The organism is Latilactobacillus parafuchuensis, assembly GCF_055271665.1.
In genome coordinates, this window is the sequence record NZ_CM143875.1 from 1,265,022 (window position 1) to 1,290,072 (window position 25,051).

The window sequence follows — 25,051 nt, forward strand, 5'->3', positions numbered from 1 at the left end:
AATGGAGGTCTTTAAGATGCGGACGATTATTATTGGCGCAACGGCGGCGGGAACGAGTGCTGCGGCTAAAGCGAAACGAACGAATCCAGATTTGGCAATTACGATGTATGAAAAACGGGATTACGTTTCCTTTGGGGCGTGCGGGTTACCTTATTATGTCGGTGCGTATTTTGAAGATGCCAACCAAATGATTGCACGGACACCGGCGGCTTTTGCCAAACAGGGGATTGATGTCCAACTCGAACATGAAGTGACGGCTGTTGATTTCGGCGCTCAAGCGGTAACGGTTTTGAACATTGCGACCCAACAAGTGTCAACTGAACATTATGATCAATTGATGTTAGCGACGGGGGCGACGGCAATCATGCCACCGTTTAAGAATGCTAATTTAAAAGGCATTCATCATCTGCGAACTTTATCCGACGGTGAAACGTTGCGGGCACTCGGCCAATCTGAAGCTGTCCAAAACGTGACCGTGATCGGTGCTGGGTTTATCGGGCTCGAAATTGCGGAAGAATTTCACCGACTTGGTAAGCAAGTGCAATTAATTCAATTAGAAGACCGAATTTTACCATTGGCTTTTGATGCTGAGTTAACCGACATTATGGCTCAAGATTTAATCGATCACGGCATTGATTTGCATCTAGCTGAAGCGGTTCGAGGGTTTGCCGGTGATACGCAAGTGGCGACGGTCATTACGGATAAAGGCCAATATGCCACCGATTTAGTGATTGTGGCGACTGGGATTCGGCCAAACACGCAATTTCTCAATGACGACCGACTGAAACGCTTAGCCAACGGTGCGATTATCGTCGATCAATCGGGGCAAACGTCAATCGACCACGTTTATGCGGCGGGCGATAATGCCACGGTGATTAATAGTGTGACGGGCCAACCGATGTATTCACCACTGGCAACCGGTGCCAATAAATTAGGTCGAATTGTTGGGACTAACTTAGGTGGCCAGCAAGCGCAATTGCCAGGCATGTTAAATTCGGCGGGTGTTCAATTGGTGACCTTGGAAGCAGGTCGAACTGGTTTGACTGAAGCGGAAGCTAAGACGGCTGGGATTGATTACAAGAGTGTTGTGATTCATGATAAAAATCAAACCGATTATTATCCAGGTCAAGCGGCGATCACCGTTAAATTAGTTTATCGCAAAGATAATCACGTTTTAATTGGCGGCCAAGTGATTGGGGCCAAAGGAGCGGTTTTACGGGTCGACGTTTTAGCAACGGCGATTCAAGCTCAAATGACCACTGAGCAACTGGGGTTATTAGATCTCGTTTACGCACCACCATTTGCCCGGACGTGGGATGCATTAAACGTTGCGGGTAATGTGGCTCATTAATTAGTTTAAATAACATCAATTACCTGAATTTTGGTAATTGATGTTATTTTTTTATTGGACAATTCATTAAACGGTGGTAATTAACCGTCTTTTACGTGCGTTTATTGTTATTTCACACCGAAAAATGGTCAACTTCATAGTGTTTACTTGATTAATCATGCGGAATTGTGCTAAACTTCCAGTTAGATATTAAATTTTTCTAAAAATAATTATGAAACCTTAATAGTATTTAAGAATCACCAAATAAATTGACTGATAGGAGAAAAGTTAATGAATAACACGAAGCGATTAGTTGCATTTAGTTCTGGGATTTTAGGGGCCACAGGGATCGGCTTGTTAAGTGCAGGTCAAGCTCAAGCCGCAACCACAGCAACCGTTAATTATACTGATGGCGCAACCACAGTTTGGACAAGTCCCACAACTGGTCAAACCGCTAAACGTTACATTTTCAAGGGCCAGTCAGTTAATCTATTGGCTTCACAAAAGATTGGCGCTGAAACTTGGTACCGGATTGGTAATGGCGAATGGGTACCAGAGCGTTACCTAACAACGACTGATAAACCAGTTGCAACTGAAACCAAGACTGAACAACAAACAGTTCGGGTTGCTTATGCAGATGGGGCAACGACCGTTTGGTCATCACCAACTTATACGGCCCCAACTGGTCGTTATTTAACTTATGGTCAAACGGAAGGCGTTACAAAGACCCAAACCGTCAACGGTGAAACTTGGTATCAACTCGCTAATGGCGGTTGGATGCCAGCACGTTTTACGGGTGAAGGTCAATTAAAGACAACGCCAACTGTTCAACAAACACCAGTCACAACGACGCCAGCCCCTGTTGCAACGCAACCAGTTGTCGCTGAATCAACTGCACCAGTTGTTAGCGAAAGTTCAGCTAGTCAAACAGCACCTGTTGCTGCAGAAAGTTCATCCGTTGTCACTTCAGAAAGTACTTCATCGGCTGTTGAAACATCAGAATCAGTAGCACCTGTTGAAAGTACACCGGTTCAAGAATCAACAACACCGGCTGTTGAAACGTCAAGCCAATCTGTTTCGACTTCAAGCACACCCGTTGTTGAAGCACCTCAACAAGAGAGTGTTGCCTCAAGTACATCAACCACTCAAACAACTAATAACACGCAAGAAACAACAAATACGAATACAAATAATAATCAACAGACAACAACGCCAAGTACACCGGCACCCGCAACACCAGCACCAAGTACGCCAGCACCAACGGCACCTGCCACAACTGGTAATGCACAGTCAGTGATTAACTTAGCAATGGCTCAAATTGGTAAACCTTATGTTTGGGGCGCTAAAGGCCCTAGCAGTTTTGATTGTTCTGGTTTAATGAACTATGTTTTCAAACAAGCTGCTGGTCGTGATATCGGTGGCTGGACAGTTCCTCAAGAAAGCGCTGGTTACTCAGTTTCATTGAGTAGCTTACAACCTGGCGATTTATTATTCTGGGGTGCGCAAGGCGGTTCATACCACGTTGCCTTATACATTGGTGGTGGCCAATACATTCATGCACCACAACCTGGTCAAAACGTCAAAATCGGTTCAATGCAATATTATGCGCCTGATTTTGCTAAACGGGTCTTCTAAAGATAACAATTTAAAAAACATCTCAGTTATCGTTGAGATGTTTTTTGTGTTTTACGGTCAAATAAGCTATGATGTGAAAGAGATTTAAAAAAAGGACTGATAACAGATGAAAATTGAAGTACAAGCGTTTATCAATCAAATTCAAGATCAAACCTATCTGACGGATGAATATGAATTAGCGACGCCAGAACCATTCACCAACGCCCCATTGCTGGCTGCAATCCAACCAGCAATCGAAAAGGCTTTAGAGAAACAAACATTAGCCTCTTTTTCAGCAACGACGACTTATCACGAGGAACCCGTAAAAGTCACTTTGGAAACGGGCATTGTTAATCTACCGTTACAATACATTAAAAAAGTGAATCAGTTTTTTGATGAAGCAGCAACAGTTGACGTGAAGCTCTATTTATACGTGACGTCGCCTTGGATTAACCGTTCAGGGATGCGGATTGACGAGATTGGCACCATCGAAACTGTTGCGGCAGATGCACCAGCTGCGTGGGCTAAAATCTCTGAATTATTGGATCAAGATTTATTAGCTGTTGTGGCAGGTGCCGAAGCGCCTAAAGTGGTTTTTGAAGAGAAACCGGTTAAAAAGGCGCCCGCTAAGAAAAAAACAACGACTAAGAAAAAAGCACCTGCAAAAAAGAAGGCACCGGCTAAAAAAGCCGCTGCCAAAAAGACCACAACCAAAAAAGCAACGACGAAAAAAGCGGTCACAAAAAAAGCCGCCGCTAAGAAAACGACGACCAAAAAGGCAATCAAAAAAGCTGACTAATTTAGTCAGCTTTTTTGATTGCTTCTATTAGTGGTAATGGCCCATTAACGAAAGAGTATTTATGGTGGTTGGTCTCATTGGGGTGTTCTAAAACAGTTTGAATCATTGCAGCGACATCTGAACGAGCGACAGTGCCCTTGGTTGGTTGCATGGCGACTTGCTCAGTGCCAACCGCGTTACTTAACGTTCCTGGTCGGAGAATGGTCCAGTCTAACCCAGAGAATTCTAACCAATGATCAGCGTAATATTTAGCGGCATAGTAGGGTTTAATACTTTCCGGCCATTTAGCGCGGTCTTCAACAAATAAGGCGCTCACCATGACATAGCGTGACACTTCGGCAATTTTTGCGGCAGCCATGCTTTTGACGGCACCGTCTAAATCAATCAATAAGGTTTGATCATCACCGGTGCGACCACCAGAGCCGGCTGTAAAGACAATGGCGTCGTGGTTTGCGAATAATGGCGCTAATTCTTTCGGTTGCTGGGTCAGATCCAATTGAACGGGGTCAGCGCCTAGCGCGGCTAATTCGGGTGCCTGAGTGGCGGTGCGAATGCCAGCTGAGACTTGATGACCGCTAGCGATTAAACGGGCAATCAGCAATTGACCGACTTGGCCGTGAGCACCAATCACAAAAATTTTCATATGATTCCTCCTATAGGGATTAAATTAACGCCATTATATAGGTTATTTAAAGTAAGTGCAAAGCAAAACCCTTTAAAATAACTGTTATAGCACAAGCTGTTTTTATGAGAAAAATATTAAGATAGGTCATCTAATAAACTTGATTATTCGATGATTCAATGGGGATTCAACTGAAAGAAATGGTCGAAATTAAAAAGTTCTCATAATGGTCGGTAATTGTTTAGTGTAATATAATGAAGGCAGACTTAATTTGTGTTATGGTACAGTTATAAGGATTGTGATGTGTTTTACAATTTATTTGATAAATGAATCTGTTATTTAATCATAATAGAAAATGAGGTACTCAAGATGACAAATCAGTATCGAAGTGTTTTTGACATCATCGGTCCGATTATGATTGGGCCATCAAGTTCGCATACTGCTGGCGCAGTCGCTATTGGCCATGTGGCGAATCGATTATTTCACGCACCAGTCGAAAAGATTATCGTACGCTATTTTGAATCGTTTGCGCAAACTCATCAGGGCCACGGGACTGATTATGCCATTATCAGTGGCGTCTTAGGGTTTGATCCTGCTGACCAACGAGTGCCGTATGCAGTCGATTTAGCCCGTCGACAAGGGATTGACGTTGAATTTATCGAAGATTCTGGTGATAGTCCAATTAATCATCCGAATACCGCCGAATTAACATTAGTGAATGCCAAAAAAACATTAACGGTTTGGGGCTGTTCAATTGGCGGTGGGACAATCGAAATTCGTAAAGTTGATTTAAACGGGATTGTTTTTCAGCCGGAAGGCCCCTTGCCGATTATTTTTGTTGAATCTGATCAAGAAATTGGTACGGCTTTAGACCAAATCTTTCAAGATAATTACCGTGATGAACGAATTTCAGTTCGAGTGCCGAATCGATTTATGTACAAGTTAGATTTAGTCGATAAACCTTATCCAGAACAGATTGAACAGGTTCGTGGGATGAGTAAAGATATGATTGTTTTATAGAAAGTGGTGGAAGCTATGTACTGCAAAATTCATGAACTCGTCTCTACGGCCGAAGCGCGACATGTGACAATCTCTGAATTGATTATTGAACAAGAAGTTAAAATGAGTCATACTAGTCGGGAAGTTGTTTGGGCCACAATGGGTAAAAACCTAGATGTGATGCTAGCAGCTGAAGAAAAAGGTGTGACGGGTGACGGCGTTCAATCGGCAACTGGCATCACTGGTGGTGAAGCGGTCTTAATGAAACGTTATCGTGAAAAAGGCCAATCACTTTCCGGAGATATTATGTTGGAGGCCGTTCAAAATGCAATCGCCACTAATGAAGTCAATGCTTCAATGGGCATCATTTGTGCAACGCCGACAGCTGGCTCAGCTGGCACGTTGCCCGGTATTTTAGCAGTTATTACGAAACAATTGCAGCTTAATCGGGATGCCCAGATTCGCTTTCTATTCTGTGCCGCCGCTTTTGGGATGGTCGTCGCTAACGATGCGATGATTGCCGGTGCAACGGGTGGCTGTCAGGCCGAAGTCGGCAGTGCTTCAGCCATGGGCGCCGCTGCTGCCGTTGAGGCTGCTGGTGGCACGCCCCAACAATCTTCTGAGGCATTCGCGATGGCAATGTCGAACTTGTTAGGGTTAGTCTGTGATCCAGTTGCCGGTTTAGTCGAAGTCCCTTGTGTTAAACGAAATGTGATTGGGTCGGTCAATGCTTTAACGAGTGCTGATATGGCATTAGCTGGTTTGATTAGTAAGATTCCGGCTGATGAAGTGATTGGTGCCATGAAGAGCATTGGTGAGAACTTACCATCAACATTACGAGAAACCGGTTTGGGCGGTTTAGCCGCAACTCCAACCGGGATCGCGTTAAAGATGCAAATTTTTGGGCAAGATTTAAGTATTAAAAAATAATGTAACAGACAGTTCTTAGGAGGAATTCAAATGCAAAAGAAACTCTCAAAATCTGCATATGGTGGCGTACCAGGTAACCAATACGTCCCATACGTGAGTACAGGCAATAAGAAAGTCGGTAATACGGCAATATTAATTATGGGTAGTTTATTAGCCATTATTTTTGCTGCATCAACTGCTTATTCAGGAATGAAAGCCGGATTGACCGTTGCAGCCGGGATTCCAGGATCAATCATTGGTTCTGGATTAGTCGGGGCTTTTGCTAAGTCAAAAGGAATTCTAGGTAAGAATATTATGCAAGGCATGTCCAGTGGTGGTGAATCTGTTGCCAGTGGGATGATTTATGTGTTACCTGCGATTATTTTAATTGGGGGGCATATTAACTTTATCCAAGGGGTAATTGTTGGTATTTTGGCCATCCTCTTCTCAATCGGGACGGCTTCACTAGTGCATAACTACTTAATCATTGAAGAACACGGCAAGTTGGTGTATCCCGAAGCAATGGCGATTTCTGAAGCCTTGGTTGCTTCTGATACTGGTGGCGATTCTCTGAAATATATGGGAATTGGTTTCGGGATTGGTGGCGTGTTGACGATGTTAACCACCTCTGTGTTTGGTGTCGTCAATAACATGGTCAGCTACGTTGGTTCATCTTTCTATAAATGGAAGTTAGACGTTGAAGTTAATCCATTGCTTGCTGGGATTGGGTTTATCGTCGGGCTAGAAGTGTCATTAACCATGTTCGCTGGTGCACTTTTATCGAACTTTGCAATTGCCCCATTAATCGGTTATTTCACTGATATGGCGGGCAATGGCGCTCATGTTTGGAATAACGCTAGCTTGGCCGTTAACCAAATGACGGTTAACGATTTAGCAAGTTCATACGTTAAATATATCGGCGCTGGGATGATGCTTTGTGGTGGCTTAATTGGTGCCATTAAGTTAATTCCAACGATTGTGACATCAATCAAGAAAACATTGAATGCTAAAAACAGTACGGGTGAAGATAAAAATACGCTTGGGATGGTTGCGATTGTTATCGGGGCTGTCGGGATCTTTGTTGCTGGCATTTTTATTGCCCATAACTTCGCGATGGGAATTGTCGGTGCACTATTGGCCGTTGTTTTGAGCTTATTATTCGTCATTGTTTCAGCTCGAATTGCTGGCACAATTGGCTGTTCTAATTTACCCGTTTCCGGAATGACGATCGCATCACTCGTGATCATGACGGTTGTATTTGTTTTATTCGGTTGGACTAGTGATGCCCATACTGAAATATTATTAATGTTCGGAACGTTTGTTGTCACGGCCATTGCTACTGGTGGTGGTTACATGCAATCTCAAAAAGTCACTTATGTGATTGGTGGTTCTAAATCAGAAATGATGAAATACTTTATGATTTCAGCCATTATTGGGGTTTTTGTCGTTGTTGGAACGATTAGTATTTTATCGCCTCAATTTGTATCCGATAGTGCAACACCGGCCTTTGGCTTACCACAAGCCAATTTAATTGCCACTTTGACGTCAGGTATTATGTCCGGTAAATTACCATGGATTATGATTATTGTTGGGGTGGTCATGGCACTTGTTTTATATTTCCTAGAATTACCCATTATGACCATCGCAATCGGTTTTTATTTACCAATCTCAACAACCTCAATTATTTTAATCGGGGCACTCATTAAAGTCTTTATCGAAAAAGTAACCGATAATGAAGCGGTTAAGAATAACCGATTACAAAGTGGTGTTAGTCTTTCATCCGGGTTAATTGCCGGGGGCTCAATTATTGGCTTAATTGGGATTATTCTCCACGTCACTGGGGTCTTGAAGGACCATACAATCAATGGCTTCGCAAGTGGCAACGGGATGGCATTGATTTTATTAGTTGTACTAGTTGTTTCAATTGCTGCACCACTTTTGACAATTAAGACAGGGGGCGTACATGAAGATGGGGCGCCAGAAGACTGAAATTGATCTAAATACCATTATTTATCGAAAAAATCCTGAGGTTCAATTTGAACTAAAAAAAGGGACCGTCACGATTATTCGGCCACAAAATCATTGGATTCAACGGGTTATGCGGAAGTTGCACATTAAGATTCCACAGCAAACCACGTTGACGTTAGATGATTACGGTAGTTTTGTATTTCGCCATATCAATGGTCAACGCAGTGTTTATCAAATCGGGCAAGCACTGGAAGGTCAATTTGAAGAGGCTGGCGAGTATTTATATGAACGCCTACTGGTTTATTTAAACCATTTGGATCAGAATGAACATTTAATTCAGCAGGTCACGAATGGCACTAAGTAGTTCATTAATTTGTGAATCATGATTTATTATATATAGATAGGAGTTTTTCAAATGACAGACAGAATCGAATTATCAGCATGTACTTCAATGATGGTGGGCAAGGATGCGTCAATTGATGGCTCTACGATGATTTCGCGGAATGAAGATCGCTTTTTAGCGATTCACACAAAACGGTTCTTCGTACAACCAGCAGTCAAAGGTCGGACCGAAACATACGTTTCAAAATATAATGGTCTAACGTTACAATTACCAGAAGATAGCTATCGTTATACTTCGACCCCTAATGGTGATTTAAGTGACGGTTTGAACGAAGAAGACGGGATTAACGAAAAAAACGTCGCTGTTTCTGCTACTGAAAGTGTTTATGCAAACGAACGGGTATTAGCTTATGATCCATTGCTTGAAAACGGCGTGGCTGAAGATTCAATGTGTAGTTTAGTATTACCATATGCCGACTCTGCGCGTGCAGGGGTTAAGTTAATGGGTGATTGGATTGCTAAATACGGTTCAGCTGAAGGTAATGGCGTTCAATATAGTGATCAAAATGAAGTTTGGTATCAAGAAATTGTCACAGGTCATCACTGGGTTGCCGTGCGTATTCCCGATGATTGTTACGCAGTGGCAGCCAACCAAGTGGCGATTGAAAACGTTGATTTTAATGATCCAGAAAATTATATGTGGTCAGAAGGTATTCAAGAATTCGTCAGCGAAAATCATTTGAACCCAAGCGAAACTGAATGGAACTTCCGTAAGATTTTCGGAACGGATACTGAAAAAGACCGTCATTACAATACACCACGGGTTTGGTATGCGCAAAGCTACATGAATCCTGAAATTAAACAAGATCCAGAATCAAGTGATTTACCATTTATCCGTAAAGCAAACCGCAAATTAAGTGTGGAAGATGTTCAATATGTGTTAAAATCGCATTATAACGAAACAGTTTACGATCCATTGGGTAATGGGACTGAAGAACAAAAGACTACTTATCGGGCAATTTCACTTTCACGGACGCAAAACTCACATATTTGCCAAATTAGAAACAACGTTCCTGATGCGGTTAAAGGGGTGCAGTGGTTAGGTTTTGGCGTACCAACATTCTGTCCTCACGTGCCATTCTTTACGAATGCCAATGACACAGATGTTTCGTACCGTGAATTACCTGAAAAGATGCAACTAAACAATGCTTATTGGTTACACGAAGCACTTGCAATGGTTGTTGAATCACATTTTGGTGCATTCAAACAAGCCGACATCGATTATCAAAAGGCACTATCAGAATGGGCAAGAACTCGAATTGCACAAGTTGATAAAGCCGTCGCTAATCAAGCAGATGCACTCGATTATCTGACACAACAAAATCATGAAATTGCGACGCACTATAATCAAAAAACGACTGATTTGTTGGCACAACTAGTCACTGAAGGAACACAACTTTCGAAACTAACTTTTGTGATGGATAAAAATCTATAAGCTTGTTTTAACAGCCTTTTGTTTGAAAAAGTCACACTCTCCCAATGGAAGTGTGACTTTTTTGATGGAGGTGCTTCAATGCTTGGAATTCAGGAAAATACCAAAAAAATAGTCATAGCGATGATTTATGGCTTTTTGGCGGCGGTTAGTGTTAATTTATTTTTAGTGCCTGCTCAGACGTATTCGAGTGGGGTGACAGGAATTGCCCAATTACTAACAACTTTTGTCAGTCATTTGGGTGGTTCGTTAAGTGTGGCCGCGTTGGTTTTTATCCTTAATGTGCCACTATTATTGTTAGCTTGGTATAAGATCAATCACCAATATGCGATTTTCAGCATTGTCGCAGTCTTTACGAGTGTTTTATTCTTAAAATTGATTCCGGTCCCCGCACAGCCAATCGTGACTGAGCGCTTTGCAGGTGCCCTTTTCGGAGGGGCCTTAATTGGCTTGGGTGTCGGTCTTTGTTTTAGAGCGGGTTTTTCAACGGGTGGCACGGATGTGATTGTAACCATTATTGGTCGGCTAACCGGTAAGCGAGTTGGTCCGATTAATAATGTCATCAATGGGTTTATTATTTTAACGGCGGGCTTATTTTTTGGTTGGGGCGCGGCATTATATAGTATTGTCGAAATTTTTGTGGCTAGCCTATTGATGGACTATATTTATACGCAACAACAAAAAGTGACCGTTACAATTTTTACGAAAAATCCGGAGACGTTGAAAAAGCGGATGCGGGAGTTTATCCATGGTGCGACTGAAATGGATGGGACCGGGTTATATACGAATGAAAATACAACAGTCATCATGACCGTTGTTTCGAAATACGATTTAACCGCCTTACGTCAAGTTGTCCAAGCTACTGATCCAAACGCCTTCGTCAATATTCAATCAACGATGAACCTTTGGGGTAAATTTGAAAATAATGAATAATCGCAAAACAAGCTGTAATAGAACTCAATTGATGAGCCCTATTACAGCTTGTTTTTTGTTTTAACGAATTTGAGTGAGTGTGCCATCGGCGATTTGCCAAACGTGATCGACTAAATCTAAGACCCGTTCATCGTGCGTGACCATCACGGCCGCCCGATTTTGTTGGTGAACGGCGGCTTTAATCGAAGCGACGACTTCGCGGCCGCGTTGGGCGTCTAAACTAGCAGTGGGTTCATCGGCTAAGATTAACGGTGGTTCGTTAATCAATGCACGGGCAATAGCGACCCGTTGTTTTTCGCCACCGGATAGAATCTTGGGATAGTGTTGGAGATGGTGGGCGAGTCCTAAATCAGTTAGAATCGCTTGTGCTTTTGGTAAATCAACGTGGCCCGCCAAGCGTTGGATCAGGGTCAATTGATCTTGAACCGTTAAGTACGGAATTAATTCAGCGCTTTGGAAGATAAAACCAATCTGGTTTAAGCGAATCGTTGTCTGAGCCTTAGCGGACAAGCTAGTTAATTCTTGACCGGCCAACGTGATTGTGCCGGAAGTTGGGTGCAATAGAGCGCCCATAATGGTTAGCAACGTACTTTTACCAGTACCACTGGGACCGACGATGGCGGCAAATTCGCCGGTTTGAATTTCGAATGATACATCGTGCAAGACGGTATTGGTTTGAGCACCATCGGGATACGTTTTAGAAATATTGGTTAATTTTAAAATCGGTTGTGACATTAGGCGTGACCTCCAATGGCTGAAATTGGATCAATTCTGGTGACTTGAATGAGTGATAATAAGGCGCTTAAGACAGCGACCACTAAGAAGATGGCACTGGTACCACCGATAACGACGGGCGTTAAACTAAAGGGCATGCTGGTTGGCATGATCAGACTAATCCCAATGATGGCACCGTCAGCAATCAAGATGGCAATCAAGGCTAGGAGGCCGATTTCAGTCAGTAGGTGATTAACCAAATAACGGTTTTGAGCGCCGAGGGCTTTTAAGACGCCGAAATCAGCTTTCTTTTGCAACGTCATGATGTAAAAGAAAATGGCCAAGACGAATAATGAAATCACGTATAAAAAGCCAATCATTAAATATAGCGAGCTTTGTTCAGCGGAGTAGCCCGGAATGGCGCTGATCACTTGTTTGGTGGTCAGCGTTTGATAACCGGACGTTGTTGATTTGGTGTGGTCAGAAACGACTGCGTTAAATTGGGTCTTGGTGCTAGGATTAATGAGACGACCCTGTTGTGCGTTTAAATAAACAACTGGGCTGTGCGAATAGGCGGTTGCGGTAGTGAAACCGGCAATTTGGAATCGATGACCGCTAGTCGTATCTTTAAACCAATCGCCTTTTTGGTAGCCATCAGTTTGCAATTTGCGACTGACGACGACTTGGTTCGTTTTTTTGTTGGTCAATTGATGACCACTTGTGATAGTTGGGGCCAGGAATGAATTGGCATCAATCACGAAGTAGGCGATATCGGTTTTCGCTTTCTGGTGAGCAGTCTGTTGAATCGTCGCTTGATTAACGCTGAGGCGCGTATCTGACGTTTTAGTAGTCAGTCGTTGCCAATCTTGCTCGGTCAGATTAGAACGGTTTAAACGTGCATCAGCGTCTTTTTGAAGGATGAAGGTTTTAGCGGTGGTATTTTTTAAGGCGGAACCACTGTCGTTGGCCAAGCCGTTCGCTAAACCGGTGATGAATAATACCAAGAAAACAATCAGAAAAATAATGAAGGCCAGTGCGCTGAATTTAAATTTGCTGTAACGTAATTCTTTAAGTGTGAGAAACATGGTGAACCTCCCAATCAGTTGATACCCCAACTATAAGAAAGTTTGCTGGGCGAAACAATCATCAGAATAGGCGTAATTGTGTTATAATGCACACAATCAACCTAATTGTGGTGTAAAAGGAGTTCTTTTTGATGGTGAATGTCGATCGGCGCGCACGTAAAACCCAAACAGCGATTTTAAATCAGTTTATTAGTCTCATGGCGCAAAAGCCGATTAACGAGATTACGATTCGGGAACTCGCCGAAGCCGCCGATATCAATCGGCGGACTTTTTACCTACACTACACGGATATCTATGATTTATTACGGCAGACCGAAGATCAGGTGATTGTTCAATTTCAACAGGCCTTAACCACGTTTACGACCGCTGATCATGAATTATCAACGGGCCAAGCGTATTTTAAGATGATTATGCAATACGTGACTGAACATCAGCGGCTCTTGGGCGTTTTGTGTCAGAATCCGGATTCGGAATTGATGAATAAATTGGTCAAAATGACGATTGATGAAGGCCAACGGGTGATTGCGTTTAAAGAGCCACAAATGGCGCCGTTTATTCTAAACTACTGTTGTTGGGGGATTATCGGGATTTTGCACACCGCGATGCGTCAGGCGACAGTCGATTCGGAAACGTTGAACACGCTAGTCGATCAGCTGTTAGTTAGTTCATTAGCGGTCGGCGAAGCAATCGATTATATTTAAAAAATATGGCCAAATAAAAAAACGACCAATCCAGTCCGGATTAGTCGTTTTTTTATTTAGCGGCGGTTAATTGTTTTAAATTGACCACTAACTTGTTATTCAATTCAGAAACATTCGTTTTATCAGCGGGATCGAAATCCGTAATGTTAATGAGGGCTGAATTTTCGTAAACTTTTTCAACGGTCCCAGTAAAAGGAGCGTCCATGTCTTCGGTCACTTTACCAGTGACCACATCGCCGATATTGAGGCTTTCTTTATCCATTTTAAAAACTCCTTTAGACTTAATTAAAATTACCAAATAAGGTGATAATAAACTATGCGGGATTAAATAGCAAGCTATATCATGCAGGAATTGGATTAATAGCGCTTAAATTCAAAATTAATCAGTAGGGGCTATTTAAATCAGGGTCTAAATAAGCTAAAATAGACCTGTGTTACCGGTTACAAAAAATGGACGCGGGGAGTTAATATGGAACCTTATTTAATTTTTTCAGATATTGATGGGACTTTAGTGGTTGACCACCAAATCGTAACGCCTTTTACCAAACAGGTGATTCGAACGTTACAACAACGGGATGTCATTTTTTACATCGCGACCGGCCGGTTATATAATTTAGGCAAAGTGATAGCTCGTCAGATTAATGATGAGGTCCGAATCGTCGCTTCGAATGGGGCGGTTTTTGAAGATCAGAATCAGTTGAGAAAAAAGCGGCTTGGTAAGGCGGCCTTAAAAGCGGCTTATGAAGCGGCGCAAGCTGACACGACGTTATCGGCTCATTTTTTCACGACCGATTCGGCTTATTATACACAAGAAATCCCCCGATTTGTGGCGCGGGATGCGGGAAATTTAACGAGTATGGGTGCTGAAATTAGTTACGATGCCGTCACTGATTTGGATATGTTGATGAATTTGAGCGATCAGATTACCAATGGGATTATTATTAGCCGTGGGACGCCAACCGCACTGGCGACTGCTCGTCAACGGTTAATTGACCAAGATGTGATGAGTATTTCCTCTTCGGGACCGAATAATATTGAATTGATTCCGAAAAATATCGATAAAGCGACCGCGATTCGGCAAATTCAAACGTTGCACGGCATTGATGCTGATCACACATTTGTTTTTGGGGATGGGCAAAACGATTTAGGGATGCTCCAAGAAGCTAAATATAGTGTGGCGATGGGCAATGCATTACCCGAAGTCAAAGCAGTTGCCAACTACGTGACTGAAACGAATAATAACGATGGAGTGGCGCGCTTTTTACAACAACAATTCAACTTAGAAATTCCGAATACGGAAGTTGGTTTATAAGGGTTGACCCGCTTTTTATTTTTGGTTATACTATTATCACGGTGTTAAACGAGCCGTGATAATGCTGTTTTAGCTCAGCAGGTAGAGCACCACCATGGTAAGGTGGGGGTCGTCGGTTCAAATCCGATAAACAGCTTATAGAAGTAAAAAATAGGTCGCAACTTTTTAGTGAGAGTTGCGGCCTATTTTTAACCCATTTAGGAGGAATTGTTATGCGTTCAGCCGTTTTTTATGGTGCCATTTCGTTAGATGGTTATTTAGCCGATCGGGATCAACAGATTGATTGGTTGGAGAAGTTTGAGGTTCCCGATGCGATTAATCAAGCTTACACTGATTTTATGGCGACCATTGATACGTTGATTATCGGCCGGAATAGTTTTGATTACGTGGTTAGTCAATTCGCAGAATATCCATACCCAGAACTGATGAATTACGTATACACGTCGCGACCGCTACCACAAGCCTCTGCACAGATTCAGGTACCAACGCGGACCCCGACTGAATTGGTCAAAAGTCTTAAAAACCAACCGGGGCAAGATCTGTGGATTGTCGGCGGCGGTCGGATTGTGACTGAACTAATCGCAAATCAACAATTGGATAAAATGATTATTCAAGTGGCACCGATTCTATTGGGTGGTGGTTACCGATTATTCGAAGCACTCGACCAGCAAATCCAATTCGAATTAGTGTCCGTCGTCAAGATGGGTCAATACACAGAAATGACGTTGGTTAAAAAATAAGCTAGTAAAAACAAGCTGTGACAGAACTCGGTTATCAATTGAGTATCAAGTTGAAAAATCGCCTATCCCGAACTAAGGATAGACGATTTTTTGATTTGAACGGAAATTGATGAGTTCTGGCGTGCGTAGAGGAAAGAAGTTCGCTTAATATCAGAATACTAAAACTTATGTCACAGTCTCTTTTTAATGTGCGAGTAGTGGTGAGTCGATTTCATACAACGTTGCCGGTAATTGACTAATCAATGGGCTAATTTGGCCAATCCCCACAATTGTAATGTCATGCATTGCCCGGGTAATTAATGTGTAGAGTAAATCGCGATCGCTGGCTTGATTGAAGGTCGTCGCTGAAACGTCGTAACCGACAACCGCGTCGAATTCAAGGCCTTTGGCGAGGTATAACGGTAAAATTAAAATCCCTTTAGGCAAGCTACGGGTTGTGTCTTCAATTAAAGTGACTTGTTCATCAGGGGTCAGACTGGCGTACAATTGATGCGCTGTTTGTTGATTCTTGGTTAGAATCGCGATGGTCGCATGGGTTTGTTGGAGTCGAAAGAGTTCCTGAACGAGTGCGGCGTGGCTGTCTGTGTTGGTCGTTGTGATGACCCGTGGTAAGCGGCCGTCCCGACTGAAAGCCTGTAATGCGGTCTCAGGTGGTAATAATGCTTTGGCGAAGTTAGTAATCGGGGCAGTCGCTCGGTAACTCTTAGTTAACTGAATTTGATTTAACTTCAGTTGCGGGAACGCCGCCGTTAACTGGTCAATAAAATGACCGTTTTGATAACTAGCGGTGAAAATATCCTGCGCATAGTCCCCCAAGGCGGTTAGTTTCGCGTTGGGAAAAGCATGGTGAATATAGATGAACTGCGCAATGCTATAATCCTGCATCTCATCAATGAACAGGTATTGAATCCCGTGATTTTGACCACTATCAGTCAACAAGTCACGTAGATAGAGAATGGGTGCCGCATCGCTGAGACCGACTAAGTGGCGTTCGTTATTTTGGGCGGCTTGGTCAATCATCGCTTGCCAAACATTGGCTGGCATTTCTGAGGGACAAGCTGTCGCTAAGAATTGTTGGTATTCCGTATAGACATCTAAGAAATAGTCGTTATAAATTGCCGTATATAAATCATCAAAATGAGCTTTCACAATTTCCCGGGCAATAAAAGCTTGTTCATCGTCGCCAGAAGCAAACTCGCGTTGTCCAATAATCGCGCGGTACGCATCGTTGGTTAACCCATCAATCCGGTCGGCGACCCAATCGAGTTGAACTTCTAAGTTAATTTGCCGTTTTAACCGTTGAATCAAAGTGCTTTTAGTCGCGAGAAATTTATCACCCGGCAACATGTTGTGCGGTAAGGCCATATAAATTGCATTGATTTGGTCTTTGGTGAAGAACGGCCGGTCTTCGAAATAAAGGTCGTTAAACGCTAACGGTTGATTGGAAACTTGTCTGACGTAGGTTTGAATGGCCTGCATAAAGCCGGCACTTTCCTTAAAGCGGCGCATTGCTTGCGTTAATTCGGGGAAATTGGTTTGGTCTTTTTCAAACCGGTTAAAGAGGTTCTCAACTTGGAGTCCCGCGAAACGGTGACTGAGAAATTCAGCCATCGTGACTTGGCGCATATTCTTTTCGCCTAAACTGGGGAGGACTTCTGAAATGTAATGACTGAATAAGCGGTTAGGCGAGAACAACACCATTTGGTCGGCTTCGAGTTGGTCGCGACTGTGGTACAGTAGATACGCAATTCGTTGGAGAACGGCGGATGTTTTACCACTCCCGGCGACCCCTTGGACGATTAATAGATCAGCGGTTGTGTCGCGAATGATGTCGTTTTGATCCTTTTGAATCGTGGCGACGATGTTTTGCATGTATTCGTCGCTTTGTTGGCCCAAGACGGCTTGTAACAATTCATCCCCGACAGTTTCGTTGGTGTCAAAAAGGTGTTCAATTTGACCGGCCTTAATTTTAAACTGCCGCTTGAGAGTTAAATCCACCGTCATGGGGCCCATGGGTGTTTCGTAGGCAACCGGTCCTAAAGTCCCGTTATAATAAATACTGGCAATCGGTGCACGCCAATCATAGACTAGGAATTCATCGTCTTCATTCATAAAAGTCGCTGTACCGATGTAGAGTGATTCGGCTTCACCGTCTTCGGTGATATCAATCCGACCGAAATACGGTGAGTCGGCTAAATCAGTTAATCGTTGTTGTTGACTGGTTAATAATTTTTCGTTTTCAACCGCAGCCGCGACTAATTGCTTTTGTTGTTGAACGGCGGCGTTGGTTTCCATCCGGTCATCAACTTCGGTAATATTGATTTTGGTATTATCGCCGTAGCGTTGTTCGATATCTTGGGTTTCGTTAGCAGCATTGGCCAGTTGCTGGTTGATGGTGGCTAAGCGCTGTTTAATTTGAGTCGTCGTGATAGTCACGCGTCGTTGTTCGTCTGCTTTGGTATTGGCTTCAATCATGGTTGGCCTCCGATTAGTTAGTTTTTATATTATAGTCGCCTTTGTCTCAAAAAGCGACCGATTGACATTTTAGTTAAAGTTCGTTAAGATGACATTAATTCAACAGACAGTGTAAAGGATAAGTAATTAGTTTGCTCTTTTGAACAGGAAGCGACGATACTGAGAAGTCGCCAGATTCAAACTAATGAATGGCCCTTTAATCAGGAATTGGCGATAAACCAATTCGGGTAGCGCCCTTATCGCATGAGTGGCACGATTTTTTCGTGCAATTTAGGTGGTACCACGTGTTAGCGTCCTAATTGTGAACAACAATTAGGACGCTTTTTTTAGTTGATAAATGAATATTGGAGGAAATCATTATGACAAAGAAGATTATTTTAACAGGTGACCGACCAACTGGCAAGCTCCACATTGGGCATTATATCGGTTCATTACGCAATCGTGTGACGATGCAAAATTCAGGGGATTACGAAACGTTTATTATGATTGCCGATCAACAAGCGTTAACCGACAATGCGCGTGATCCTGAAAAAATTCGGAACAGCCTTTTCCAAGTCGCTTTGGATTATTTGTCAGTCGGGATTGATCCCGCTAAATCAACGATTTTTGTCCAATCACAAATCCCAGCGTTGAGTGAATTAACGATGCATTATTTAAACTTAGTGTCAGTGTCACGGTTGCAACGTAATCCGACCGTCAAAGCTGAAATCCAACAAAAGAATTTTGAACAAAGTATTCCAGCTGGTTTCTTAATCTATCCTGTGAGCCAAGCTGCCGATATCACGGCTTTTAAAGCGACAACGGTCCCAGTTGGTGACGATCAAGAACCAATGTTGGAACAAACGCGTGAAATCGTGCGGACGTTTAATAACGTGTATGGTCAAGAAATTTTAGTTGAACCAGAAGGCGTGTTCCCACCTAAGGGCGAAGGTCGCTTACCTGGGTTAGACGGCAATGCCAAGATGAGTAAATCATTGGGCAACGCGATTTATCTATCGGACAATGCTGAAACGCTCGAGAAGAAAGTCATGTCGATGTACACTGATCCGTTGCACATTAAAGTGACAGATCCAGGGCATATTGAAGGCAACACGGTCTTCACTTATTTAGACGCTTTCGACGAAGATATTGATCAAGTCGCCGAATTGAAAGTACAATACCAAGCCGGTGGGTTAGGCGATGTGAAGATTAAACGTTACTTAAACGAAGTCTTACAAGCAAAATTCGCACCAATCCGTGAACGTCGCGCTAAATTTGAAAAAGATCCAGCTGCGGTTTACAAGATGTTAGAAGAAGGCAGCAAGAAAGCCAACGCAGTCGCAGAACAAACGCTAAAAGAAGTTAGAGCAGCAATGGGCATTAACTACTTCGGTTAGAGTGCTGACAAGCCGGTTAGCTTCTGAGTATAGCCTAAAATCGCGGATTATGACGGGTTGAGTCATGATTTGCGATTTGTAGCTAGACGGAAGAAGCTGGCTTGAAAGCACGTTTTAGTTAGAGTGTTTTTAGTTGCGATCAGCAACTGAGCATTAATAAAAATAACGTATTATGACGTTTTTCAGTCATAATACGTTATTTTAGATTAAGCGGAAGTTGTTGCAACTCAGAAACACGTTTCGGCCAGAGTGTTGATTCGAGTTGGTCAGGTTTTGAGGATTAACCTAGGAACCGAAATTATGGGTGTTTTTACCCATGATTTTGGTTCTGTCGTTAACCGGAAAAGACTACTCGGGAAGCACGTTTCAGCTAGTACCACATTAAAAATAGCGTTGCCTAGTATTCGTAAAGAATCTAGGCAACGCTATTTTTGTCTGATGTTAATTAAAACTGTTTCAACCCTTTATCCAACAATTTACCAACAACTGGTAATTTACCGAATTCAGAGGCATCGTCAATTGGGACGACGACTAAGTTAGCAGATGATTTCGCTAAATCAGCAAAGGCGTTGATTGATTGGTTTTGGAAATACTTCGTATCGGCGTTCGCTAAACCAGATTGAACGGTATCAATCCGGTAACGTTCGGCATCGGCGCGGGTTTTAGTCGCATCGGCTTCTGCTCTAGCCGTGGTCATCAAGGCGTCATTTTTAGCCTTGGTGGTTAATTCGATTGATTTGGCTTCCCCTTCGGCCTTAGCAATCGTTGCGACCCGTTCACGATCGGCAGTCAATTGTTTGTCCATCGCTTCTTGAATCGCTTTAGAAGGGGTCAATTCATCGATATTAATCCGATCGACGTTAATCCCGTAAGTATTGGTTAAATCGCCAATCGCCATCGCAAGTTCCTGGTTAATTTTAGCGGTCGAACCAAGCGCTTCATTTAAATCCATCCGACCAATGATATCCCGTAAATGACCACGAACGAGTTGGGCCATTGATTCAACGGAATCCGTATTTTCGTATTGATATTTAACGCCATCGGTCACGTGATAGTTGAGCGTCACGCTAGCTGAAACGTCTGCATTATCTTTCGTAATGATTGAATAATTAGGCAGTGAAAGTGGGCGCATGGCCAAGCTGACTTTGCGGACTTTTTGAATAATGGGTATGTAAAATTGTAACCCTGATTCAACACTCCGTCCGTATTTCCCCAAAGTTTCAATTAGACCTAAGTTGTTTTGTGGAATAATCTTAATCCCTAATACCATAATAAATTCCTCCTCCAAGAGATGTTGCTAAATTTTTTGTAACGTTAGAATGTTCCCCACAGCATCGACGACCGCGTATCGGCTTGTCGGTTCGACCGGTGAATTATCACTGATCAGATACCGATAATAAATCCCCGTGACCGTCACCAGACCGTTATCCGCGTTGATTTGAGCGCCGTTAATCACTTGGCCGATAATCTGGCGTTGTTCAAAGTTATCGCCTTGCGTTGCTTTGTGCAGAATCGTTACGATATGTGCATTGATACTGCGATTCTCCTGATCTGCCGCCTGTGATAATTGATCATATAGTTGTTGATCGAGACGCAGTAGAAATCGTTTCTTTTCATCACTCAAGATTAGACCTCCTTAATATCACCTTGATATCATGATATCAAATTGATATTAAATATGCAACCGTTCGCAATTTTAATTTTAGATTTGCGTCATTAATTGTGGAAACGCTCTTGTATTTTGTTGGTTTTCCAGTAAGCTAAAAGATAATTAGGTCATGAAGGAGATTAACAATGCACGATTTAACGAAGGGGAACCCGCTTAAATTAATTATTCTATTCACAGTACCGCTATTGATTGGCAATATTTTTCAACAACTATATAGTGTGATTGATACGTTAATTGTGGGGCGGATAATTGGGGTTAATGCGTTAGCCGCCGTGGGATCAACGGGTGGTTTGAATATGTTAATCATCGGTTTTTGTACGGGGACGACCGCGGGTTTATCAATATTAACTGCTCAACGGTACGGTGCGCAAGATTTTAAAGGGGTTAAACGCAGTTTTGCGACCAGTATCGTGATTAGCGTTGTGATTTCAATCATTCTGACGATTATTAGTGTGATTTTTGCGCGACATATCCTAGTCATCATGAAAACACCGGCGAGTATTATCGTCGATGCCCAGAAATTCATTACAATTATTTTCGCTGGCATTATCGCGTCGATGGCCTTTAATTTACTGTCGAATATGATTCGGGCACTCGGCGATAGTCGGACACCATTGTTCTTCTTAGTGATTGGGGTGCTAATCAATATCGTCTTTGATTTCATCTTCATCTTAGGCTTCCATATGGGCGTTGAAGGGGCCGGTTACGCGACAGTTTCGGCGCAAGTCATTGCAGCCTTATTGTGTTTGATGTACATCTATCGGCATATTCCGGTGTTAGTGTTACGGCGTAAAGATTTTAAAATTACCCGCAAAGACATCAACGAACATCTCAAAGTCGGCTTACCAATGGGGTTTCAATCGTCAATTATTGCGATTGGGTCGATTGTCTTACAAATCATGTTGAACACGTTAGGCGCCAGCGCGGTCGCCGCTTATACGGCCGCTGGCAAGATTGATCAACTGGCCACCCAAGTCGGCAATTCCTTTGGGATTACGTTGGCGACCTATGCCGCTCAAAATTATGGGGCACGCCAGTACCACCGAATTAGCAAAGGGGTACAGCAGACGTTGGCGGTTTCGATTATTTTCAGCTTAGTGATGGGCGCGTTAATTATCACGTTTGGCCGGCCACTCGTTAATCTATTTATCGGTAATCAACAACCGCACGTCACCGATTTAGCGCAAATTTATTTCCGCTTTAATAGTAGTTGTTACTTTATTTTAGCGATTCTCTTTGGTATTCGGTACACACTCCAAGGCTTGGGCCAAAGCTTTATGCCAACCTTGGCGGGGATTGCCGAATTATTAATGCGGATTTTTGCCGGGATCATTCTTGTGCGGACGATGGGCTTCACCGGGGCGAGTCTAGCCAACCCATTAGCGTGGATTGGGTCGTGTCTGGTCTTATTCAGTTCCTATTTCAAAACGATGCGCAAATTAAAACAGCGGGCGGAAAAAATTGATCCGGATCGCAGTACGCCAGAGGAGTAACGAATGAATAAACGATGGATTGTTGGGGCAATCACCGCGGTGGGGTTATTACTAAGCGGGTGCCAAGTTCAAGCACCAAGTAAAACGAGTCAATCAGCTTCATCAACGACCACAACGCAAGCGAGCGACGCCACGACTTTAGCCAAGCAAACTTTTAAAGCCGATGATCAGGCGTATCAAGTGGTTAATGAGAATCAATCAACCTTGAAACCGGCCGCGTGGCAGACGGAGAAGATCGACTATGGGGCGCTGGATCAATTGAACCGCACCACGACGAATACTGCCTATCTGTCGGATCGGAACTTAGGGCGTTCGAATACCCGTGGTCGGCAGAACTGGCGCCCAACTGGTTGGCACAATCAACCAGTTAGAATTGACGGGAAACAAGTCTTTCCACAAAGTCGGGGGCATTTAATCGCCTATGCCATCACGTTCAACTTAAATCAAGATGGTCAGTATCAACAAGGCCAACTAGGGAGCAGTGATAATCCTAAAAATTTAGCAACTCAAACTGAGTTTAGTAATCAGCGAACGATGCAGATTTTTGAAGATCAGGTGCGCCAAGCGTTGATTAAGCATAAAAAGGTCATTTACCAAGTGACTACCGTTTTTCGCGGTTCAGAATTAATGCCGCGCGGGTATTGGTTACAGGCGATTTCAACCGACAAGACGTTGAACTTTAACGTCTATGTCTGGAACGTGGAACCCAAAATGCAATTCGATTACGTTACCGGTCGTGGGCGGGTCGATCAATCAATGACGGTCACTGATCAGTATCAAGGCAATCGATATACGAATTAAAAAAACAGCTCGCCAATCCAGATTTTAGGATTGGCGAGCTGTTTTTTTAAGGGTGTTATCGGTTAGAAGAATTTAAAAATGAGTGGGACGAGTGTGATCGCAATAACGCCGAATAGGGTAATACTGATAATATAAAAGAGTTGATTGCGACTGTTATGATACAGGTAGGTTGTCCAAAGTGCCAAAATAAATAGGATTGCTAAGAAAATAAATATCATACTAGACGCCTTTCGAGACGCTACTCGGTTTGTTCAATATTCAAAACGTGTTTTTACATACAACTTCCGCTTAATCTAAAATAACGTATTATGACGTTTTCCAGTCATAATACGTTATTTTTATTAATGCTCAGTTGCTAACCGCAACTAAAAACACTCTAAACGTGCTTCCTAAGCCAGCTTCTTCCGTCTAGCTACAAAGAGGCAACCATGACAAAGTGCGGTCATAATTTCCTCTTTTAGGCTATACTCAGAAGCTAACCGGCTTGTTCAGCACTCTAGTTAAAACGTGTTTTTGAGTTGCAACAACTTCCGCTTAATCTAAAATAACGTATTATGACTGAAAAACGTCATAATACGTTATTTTTATTAATGCTCAGTTGCTAACCGCAACTAAAAACACTCTAAGGCAAGTCATTGCCCGCCGCTAGGTATAGGTCGTACCATTCTCTGCGGGTTAGTTTGACTTTGTCAGCTTCGCAGATTTCAGTTAGGCGTTTAGGGTTCATTGTGCCAACGACGACTTGGAGGCTGGCTGGGATTCTGAGCAACCAAGCACTGGCAATTGCATTGCTGTTCGTGTCGTGGGCTTTGGCGATGGCTTGGAGTTGTTGGTTGAGTTCTGGGAATTTCGGATTGTCAATAAAGACCCCTTCGAAGAAACCGTATTGATAAGGACTCCAAGCTTGCATCGTCATGTTAGTGAGTCGTGAATATTCAAGAATACCACCGTCGTGATTTAAGCTGCGCGCATCAGTCATGTTGGTGTGCATCCCGAAATCAATCATGCCAGTGTGCATCAAACTCATCTGTAATTGGTTGGCAACGAGGGCTTGTGGGACGGCTTGTTGCAATAAATCAACTTGCATCGGGTTAAAATTGCTAACCCCGAATTGACGGACTTTGCCGGTGTTTTGTAATTGTAAAAAGGCTTCAGCAATCTCATCTGGTTCCATCAATGGATCTGGTCGGTGGAGTAATAACGTATCGACATGGTCCAATTGCAACCGTTGTAAGCTCGCATCAACGGCTTCTAAAATATGTTCCTTTGAAAAGTCGTACATCTTTTTGCCAATCCCGACTTTCGTTTGAATCAAAATATCATCACGGTTAATTTGGCTATTTTTTAAAGCTTGGCCGAATTTAACTTCCGAAGCACCGTCACCGTATATATCGGCGTTATCGAAGAAATTAATGCCTTGTTCATGAGCTGTTTCGAGCATCGTTAACGCTTCTTGATCACTTAAATTTGGAATTCGCATGACGCCCCAAACAATTTGGGATCCCAATAAACCACTACCGCCAACATTGACTTTTTGCACAAATAACACTCCTTCATTAAACTGTATTATCTTAAAATTACCACTTATTGCCGTAAAATAAAAGAAAGAGCTTTCATTATAAATAGGGGTCGTGAAATGGCTGAAATTTTTGTATACTGAATTGAGCAAGTGGGAGG

The 25,051-nt window shown here is 42.9% G+C and carries 23 protein-coding genes and 1 tRNA gene; 16 read left to right on the top strand and 8 right to left on the bottom strand.

The annotated features are described in order from the left end of the window. The first annotated feature begins 16 nt into the window (after positions 1-16). The 3 genes from ACVPPQ_RS06260 (at position 17) to ACVPPQ_RS06270 (ending at position 3,743) form a co-directional block, all read left to right on the top strand. Positions 17-1,351 carry a CoA-disulfide reductase gene (locus ACVPPQ_RS06260; protein ID WP_463493367.1) on the top strand — a complete coding sequence of 445 codons (1,335 nt, stop codon included), beginning with the start codon at positions 17-19 and terminating at the stop codon, positions 1,349-1,351. 270 nt (positions 1,352-1,621) lie between these two features. After that, on the top strand, positions 1,622-2,965 hold the full coding sequence (locus ACVPPQ_RS06265) for a C40 family peptidase (protein WP_463493369.1): 1,344 nt from the start codon (positions 1,622-1,624) through the stop codon (positions 2,963-2,965). A gap of 106 nt (positions 2,966-3,071) precedes the next feature. Beyond that, positions 3,072-3,743, top strand: coding sequence for a hypothetical protein (locus ACVPPQ_RS06270; protein WP_463493371.1), 672 nt, complete (start codon positions 3,072-3,074; stop codon positions 3,741-3,743). A gap of 1 nt (position 3,744) precedes the next feature. Here ACVPPQ_RS06270 and ACVPPQ_RS06275 read toward each other — a convergent pair whose 3' ends face one another. Continuing rightward, positions 3,745-4,386, bottom strand: a complete 642-nt coding sequence (locus tag ACVPPQ_RS06275) for an SDR family oxidoreductase (protein ID WP_463493373.1) — start codon at positions 4,384-4,386, stop codon at positions 3,745-3,747. Positions 4,387-4,734: 348 nt separating this feature from the next. Between ACVPPQ_RS06275 and sdaAB the strand changes: the two genes are divergently transcribed. The 6 genes from sdaAB to ACVPPQ_RS06305 all read left to right on the top strand — a co-directional run bounded on the left by sdaAB (position 4,735) and on the right by ACVPPQ_RS06305 (position 11,008). Next, positions 4,735-5,385 (top strand): L-serine ammonia-lyase, iron-sulfur-dependent subunit beta, encoded by a 651-nt coding sequence (gene sdaAB, locus ACVPPQ_RS06280; protein WP_463493375.1) that lies wholly within the window; start codon positions 4,735-4,737, stop codon positions 5,383-5,385. Positions 5,386-5,400: 15 nt separating this feature from the next. Further along, positions 5,401-6,294, top strand: coding sequence for an L-serine ammonia-lyase, iron-sulfur-dependent, subunit alpha (sdaAA, locus tag ACVPPQ_RS06285; protein WP_463493377.1), 894 nt, complete (start codon positions 5,401-5,403; stop codon positions 6,292-6,294). 30 nt (positions 6,295-6,324) lie between these two features. After that, entirely contained in the window at positions 6,325-8,262 is a 1,938-nt protein-coding gene (locus ACVPPQ_RS06290) for an OPT/YSL family transporter (RefSeq protein WP_463493379.1), read from the top strand. Next, entirely contained in the window at positions 8,237-8,605 is a 369-nt protein-coding gene (locus ACVPPQ_RS06295) for a PqqD family protein (RefSeq protein ID WP_463493381.1), read from the top strand. Before ACVPPQ_RS06290 ends, ACVPPQ_RS06295 begins: the two co-directional genes overlap by 26 nt. A 51-nt stretch (positions 8,606-8,656) precedes the next feature. Beyond that, positions 8,657-10,078, top strand: coding sequence for a C69 family dipeptidase (locus tag ACVPPQ_RS06300; RefSeq protein WP_463493383.1), 1,422 nt, complete (start codon positions 8,657-8,659; stop codon positions 10,076-10,078). A 78-nt stretch (positions 10,079-10,156) separates the two neighbouring features. Continuing rightward, a complete protein-coding gene (locus ACVPPQ_RS06305) occupies positions 10,157-11,008 on the top strand; it encodes a YitT family protein (protein ID WP_463493385.1) in 852 nt (283 codons plus the stop codon). A gap of 60 nt (positions 11,009-11,068) precedes the next feature. On the opposite strand, the gene ACVPPQ_RS06310 is transcribed toward ACVPPQ_RS06305, so the two are convergent. Together ACVPPQ_RS06310 and ACVPPQ_RS06315 are read right to left on the bottom strand one after the other, a co-directional pair. Then, entirely contained in the window at positions 11,069-11,743 is a 675-nt protein-coding gene (locus ACVPPQ_RS06310; RefSeq protein WP_463493387.1) for an ABC transporter ATP-binding protein, read from the bottom strand. Next, a complete protein-coding gene (locus ACVPPQ_RS06315; protein ID WP_463493389.1) occupies positions 11,743-12,807 on the bottom strand; it encodes an ABC transporter permease in 1,065 nt (354 codons plus the stop codon). Before ACVPPQ_RS06315 ends, ACVPPQ_RS06310 begins: the two co-directional genes overlap by 1 nt. Positions 12,808-12,938: 131 nt before the next feature. Between ACVPPQ_RS06315 and ACVPPQ_RS06320 the strand changes: the two genes are divergently transcribed. After that, positions 12,939-13,508, top strand: a complete 570-nt coding sequence (locus ACVPPQ_RS06320) for a TetR/AcrR family transcriptional regulator (protein ID WP_463493391.1) — start codon at positions 12,939-12,941, stop codon at positions 13,506-13,508. Between the two features lie 52 nt (positions 13,509-13,560). On the opposite strand, the gene ACVPPQ_RS06325 is transcribed toward ACVPPQ_RS06320, so the two are convergent. Then, positions 13,561-13,770, bottom strand: coding sequence for a DUF2187 family protein (locus tag ACVPPQ_RS06325; protein ID WP_056950332.1), 210 nt, complete (start codon positions 13,768-13,770; stop codon positions 13,561-13,563). Positions 13,771-13,977: 207 nt separating this feature from the next. On the opposite strand from ACVPPQ_RS06325, the gene ACVPPQ_RS06330 reads away from it, so the two are divergent. From ACVPPQ_RS06330 to ACVPPQ_RS06340, 3 genes are all read left to right on the top strand, one after another. Continuing rightward, positions 13,978-14,820, top strand: coding sequence for an HAD family hydrolase (locus tag ACVPPQ_RS06330; protein WP_463493392.1), 843 nt, complete (start codon positions 13,978-13,980; stop codon positions 14,818-14,820). Positions 14,821-14,883: 63 nt separating this feature from the next. Then, positions 14,884-14,956 (top strand) — tRNA-Thr (locus ACVPPQ_RS06335). A gap of 76 nt (positions 14,957-15,032) precedes the next feature. Beyond that, complete coding sequence (locus ACVPPQ_RS06340; RefSeq protein ID WP_463493394.1) at positions 15,033-15,560, top strand: dihydrofolate reductase family protein; 528 nt, start codon at positions 15,033-15,035, stop codon at positions 15,558-15,560. A 183-nt stretch (positions 15,561-15,743) separates the two neighbouring features. Here the strand turns inward: ACVPPQ_RS06340 and helD are convergent, their stop codons facing one another. Continuing rightward, positions 15,744-18,032, bottom strand: coding sequence for an RNA polymerase recycling motor HelD (helD, locus tag ACVPPQ_RS06345; RefSeq protein WP_463496346.1), 2,289 nt, complete (start codon positions 18,030-18,032; stop codon positions 15,744-15,746). Between the two features lie 362 nt (positions 18,033-18,394). Here helD and trpS point away from each other — a divergent pair, with 362 nt between their 5' ends. After that, complete coding sequence (gene trpS, locus ACVPPQ_RS06350) at positions 18,395-19,411, top strand: tryptophan--tRNA ligase (protein WP_463493396.1); 1,017 nt, start codon at positions 18,395-18,397, stop codon at positions 19,409-19,411. A 445-nt stretch (positions 19,412-19,856) separates the two neighbouring features. Here trpS and ACVPPQ_RS06355 read toward each other — a convergent pair whose 3' ends face one another. Both ACVPPQ_RS06355 and ACVPPQ_RS06360 read right to left on the bottom strand, forming a co-directional pair. Continuing rightward, the gene (locus ACVPPQ_RS06355) at positions 19,857-20,681 is read right to left on the bottom strand and encodes an SPFH domain-containing protein (RefSeq protein ID WP_463493398.1); all 825 of its coding nucleotides are present in this window, start codon (positions 20,679-20,681) and stop codon (positions 19,857-19,859) included. A 27-nt stretch (positions 20,682-20,708) separates the two neighbouring features. Next, positions 20,709-21,035 carry a type II toxin-antitoxin system antitoxin gene (locus ACVPPQ_RS06360; RefSeq protein WP_463493400.1) on the bottom strand — a complete coding sequence of 109 codons (327 nt, stop codon included), beginning with the start codon at positions 21,033-21,035 and terminating at the stop codon, positions 20,709-20,711. 170 nt (positions 21,036-21,205) lie between these two features. Between ACVPPQ_RS06360 and ACVPPQ_RS06365 the strand changes: the two genes are divergently transcribed. Both ACVPPQ_RS06365 and ACVPPQ_RS06370 read left to right on the top strand, forming a co-directional pair. Further along, positions 21,206-22,573, top strand: a complete 1,368-nt coding sequence (locus ACVPPQ_RS06365) for an MATE family efflux transporter (RefSeq protein WP_025082942.1) — start codon at positions 21,206-21,208, stop codon at positions 22,571-22,573. A gap of 3 nt (positions 22,574-22,576) precedes the next feature. Further along, positions 22,577-23,374 (top strand): DNA/RNA non-specific endonuclease, encoded by a 798-nt coding sequence (locus ACVPPQ_RS06370; protein ID WP_463493402.1) that lies wholly within the window; start codon positions 22,577-22,579, stop codon positions 23,372-23,374. 622 nt (positions 23,375-23,996) lie between these two features. On the opposite strand, the gene ACVPPQ_RS06375 is transcribed toward ACVPPQ_RS06370, so the two are convergent. Then, positions 23,997-24,914 (bottom strand): aldo/keto reductase, encoded by a 918-nt coding sequence (locus tag ACVPPQ_RS06375; RefSeq protein ID WP_463493404.1) that lies wholly within the window; start codon positions 24,912-24,914, stop codon positions 23,997-23,999. Positions 24,915-25,051: the final 137 nt, after the last annotated feature.

What these genes read in the sequence shown, in the direction of transcription:
- ACVPPQ_RS06315 (WP_463493389.1), bottom strand. Translation starts at nt 12,807, where the DNA reads ATGTTTCTCACACTTAAAGAATTACGTTACAGCAAATTTAAATTCAGC.
- ACVPPQ_RS06295 (WP_463493381.1), top strand. Translation starts at nt 8,237, where the DNA reads ATGAAGATGGGGCGCCAGAAGACTGAAATTGATCTAAATACCATTATT.
- ACVPPQ_RS06290 (WP_463493379.1), top strand. Translation starts at nt 6,325, where the DNA reads ATGCAAAAGAAACTCTCAAAATCTGCATATGGTGGCGTACCAGGTAAC.
- ACVPPQ_RS06330 (WP_463493392.1), top strand. Translation starts at nt 13,978, where the DNA reads ATGGAACCTTATTTAATTTTTTCAGATATTGATGGGACTTTAGTGGTT.
- ACVPPQ_RS06270 (WP_463493371.1), top strand. Translation starts at nt 3,072, where the DNA reads ATGAAAATTGAAGTACAAGCGTTTATCAATCAAATTCAAGATCAAACC.
- sdaAA (WP_463493377.1), top strand. Translation starts at nt 5,401, where the DNA reads ATGTACTGCAAAATTCATGAACTCGTCTCTACGGCCGAAGCGCGACAT.
- ACVPPQ_RS06320 (WP_463493391.1), top strand. Translation starts at nt 12,939, where the DNA reads ATGGTGAATGTCGATCGGCGCGCACGTAAAACCCAAACAGCGATTTTA.
- ACVPPQ_RS06275 (WP_463493373.1), bottom strand. Translation starts at nt 4,386, where the DNA reads ATGAAAATTTTTGTGATTGGTGCTCACGGCCAAGTCGGTCAATTGCTG.
- ACVPPQ_RS06325 (WP_056950332.1), bottom strand. Translation starts at nt 13,770, where the DNA reads ATGGATAAAGAAAGCCTCAATATCGGCGATGTGGTCACTGGTAAAGTG.
- ACVPPQ_RS06265 (WP_463493369.1), top strand. Translation starts at nt 1,622, where the DNA reads ATGAATAACACGAAGCGATTAGTTGCATTTAGTTCTGGGATTTTAGGG.
- trpS (WP_463493396.1), top strand. Translation starts at nt 18,395, where the DNA reads ATGACAAAGAAGATTATTTTAACAGGTGACCGACCAACTGGCAAGCTC.
- ACVPPQ_RS06310 (WP_463493387.1), bottom strand. Translation starts at nt 11,743, where the DNA reads ATGTCACAACCGATTTTAAAATTAACCAATATTTCTAAAACGTATCCC.
- ACVPPQ_RS06370 (WP_463493402.1), top strand. Translation starts at nt 22,577, where the DNA reads ATGAATAAACGATGGATTGTTGGGGCAATCACCGCGGTGGGGTTATTA.
- ACVPPQ_RS06260 (WP_463493367.1), top strand. Translation starts at nt 17, where the DNA reads ATGCGGACGATTATTATTGGCGCAACGGCGGCGGGAACGAGTGCTGCG.
- ACVPPQ_RS06305 (WP_463493385.1), top strand. Translation starts at nt 10,157, where the DNA reads ATGCTTGGAATTCAGGAAAATACCAAAAAAATAGTCATAGCGATGATT.
- sdaAB (WP_463493375.1), top strand. Translation starts at nt 4,735, where the DNA reads ATGACAAATCAGTATCGAAGTGTTTTTGACATCATCGGTCCGATTATG.
- ACVPPQ_RS06365 (WP_025082942.1), top strand. Translation starts at nt 21,206, where the DNA reads ATGCACGATTTAACGAAGGGGAACCCGCTTAAATTAATTATTCTATTC.
- ACVPPQ_RS06355 (WP_463493398.1), bottom strand. Translation starts at nt 20,681, where the DNA reads ATGGTATTAGGGATTAAGATTATTCCACAAAACAACTTAGGTCTAATT.
- ACVPPQ_RS06340 (WP_463493394.1), top strand. Translation starts at nt 15,033, where the DNA reads ATGCGTTCAGCCGTTTTTTATGGTGCCATTTCGTTAGATGGTTATTTA.
- ACVPPQ_RS06300 (WP_463493383.1), top strand. Translation starts at nt 8,657, where the DNA reads ATGACAGACAGAATCGAATTATCAGCATGTACTTCAATGATGGTGGGC.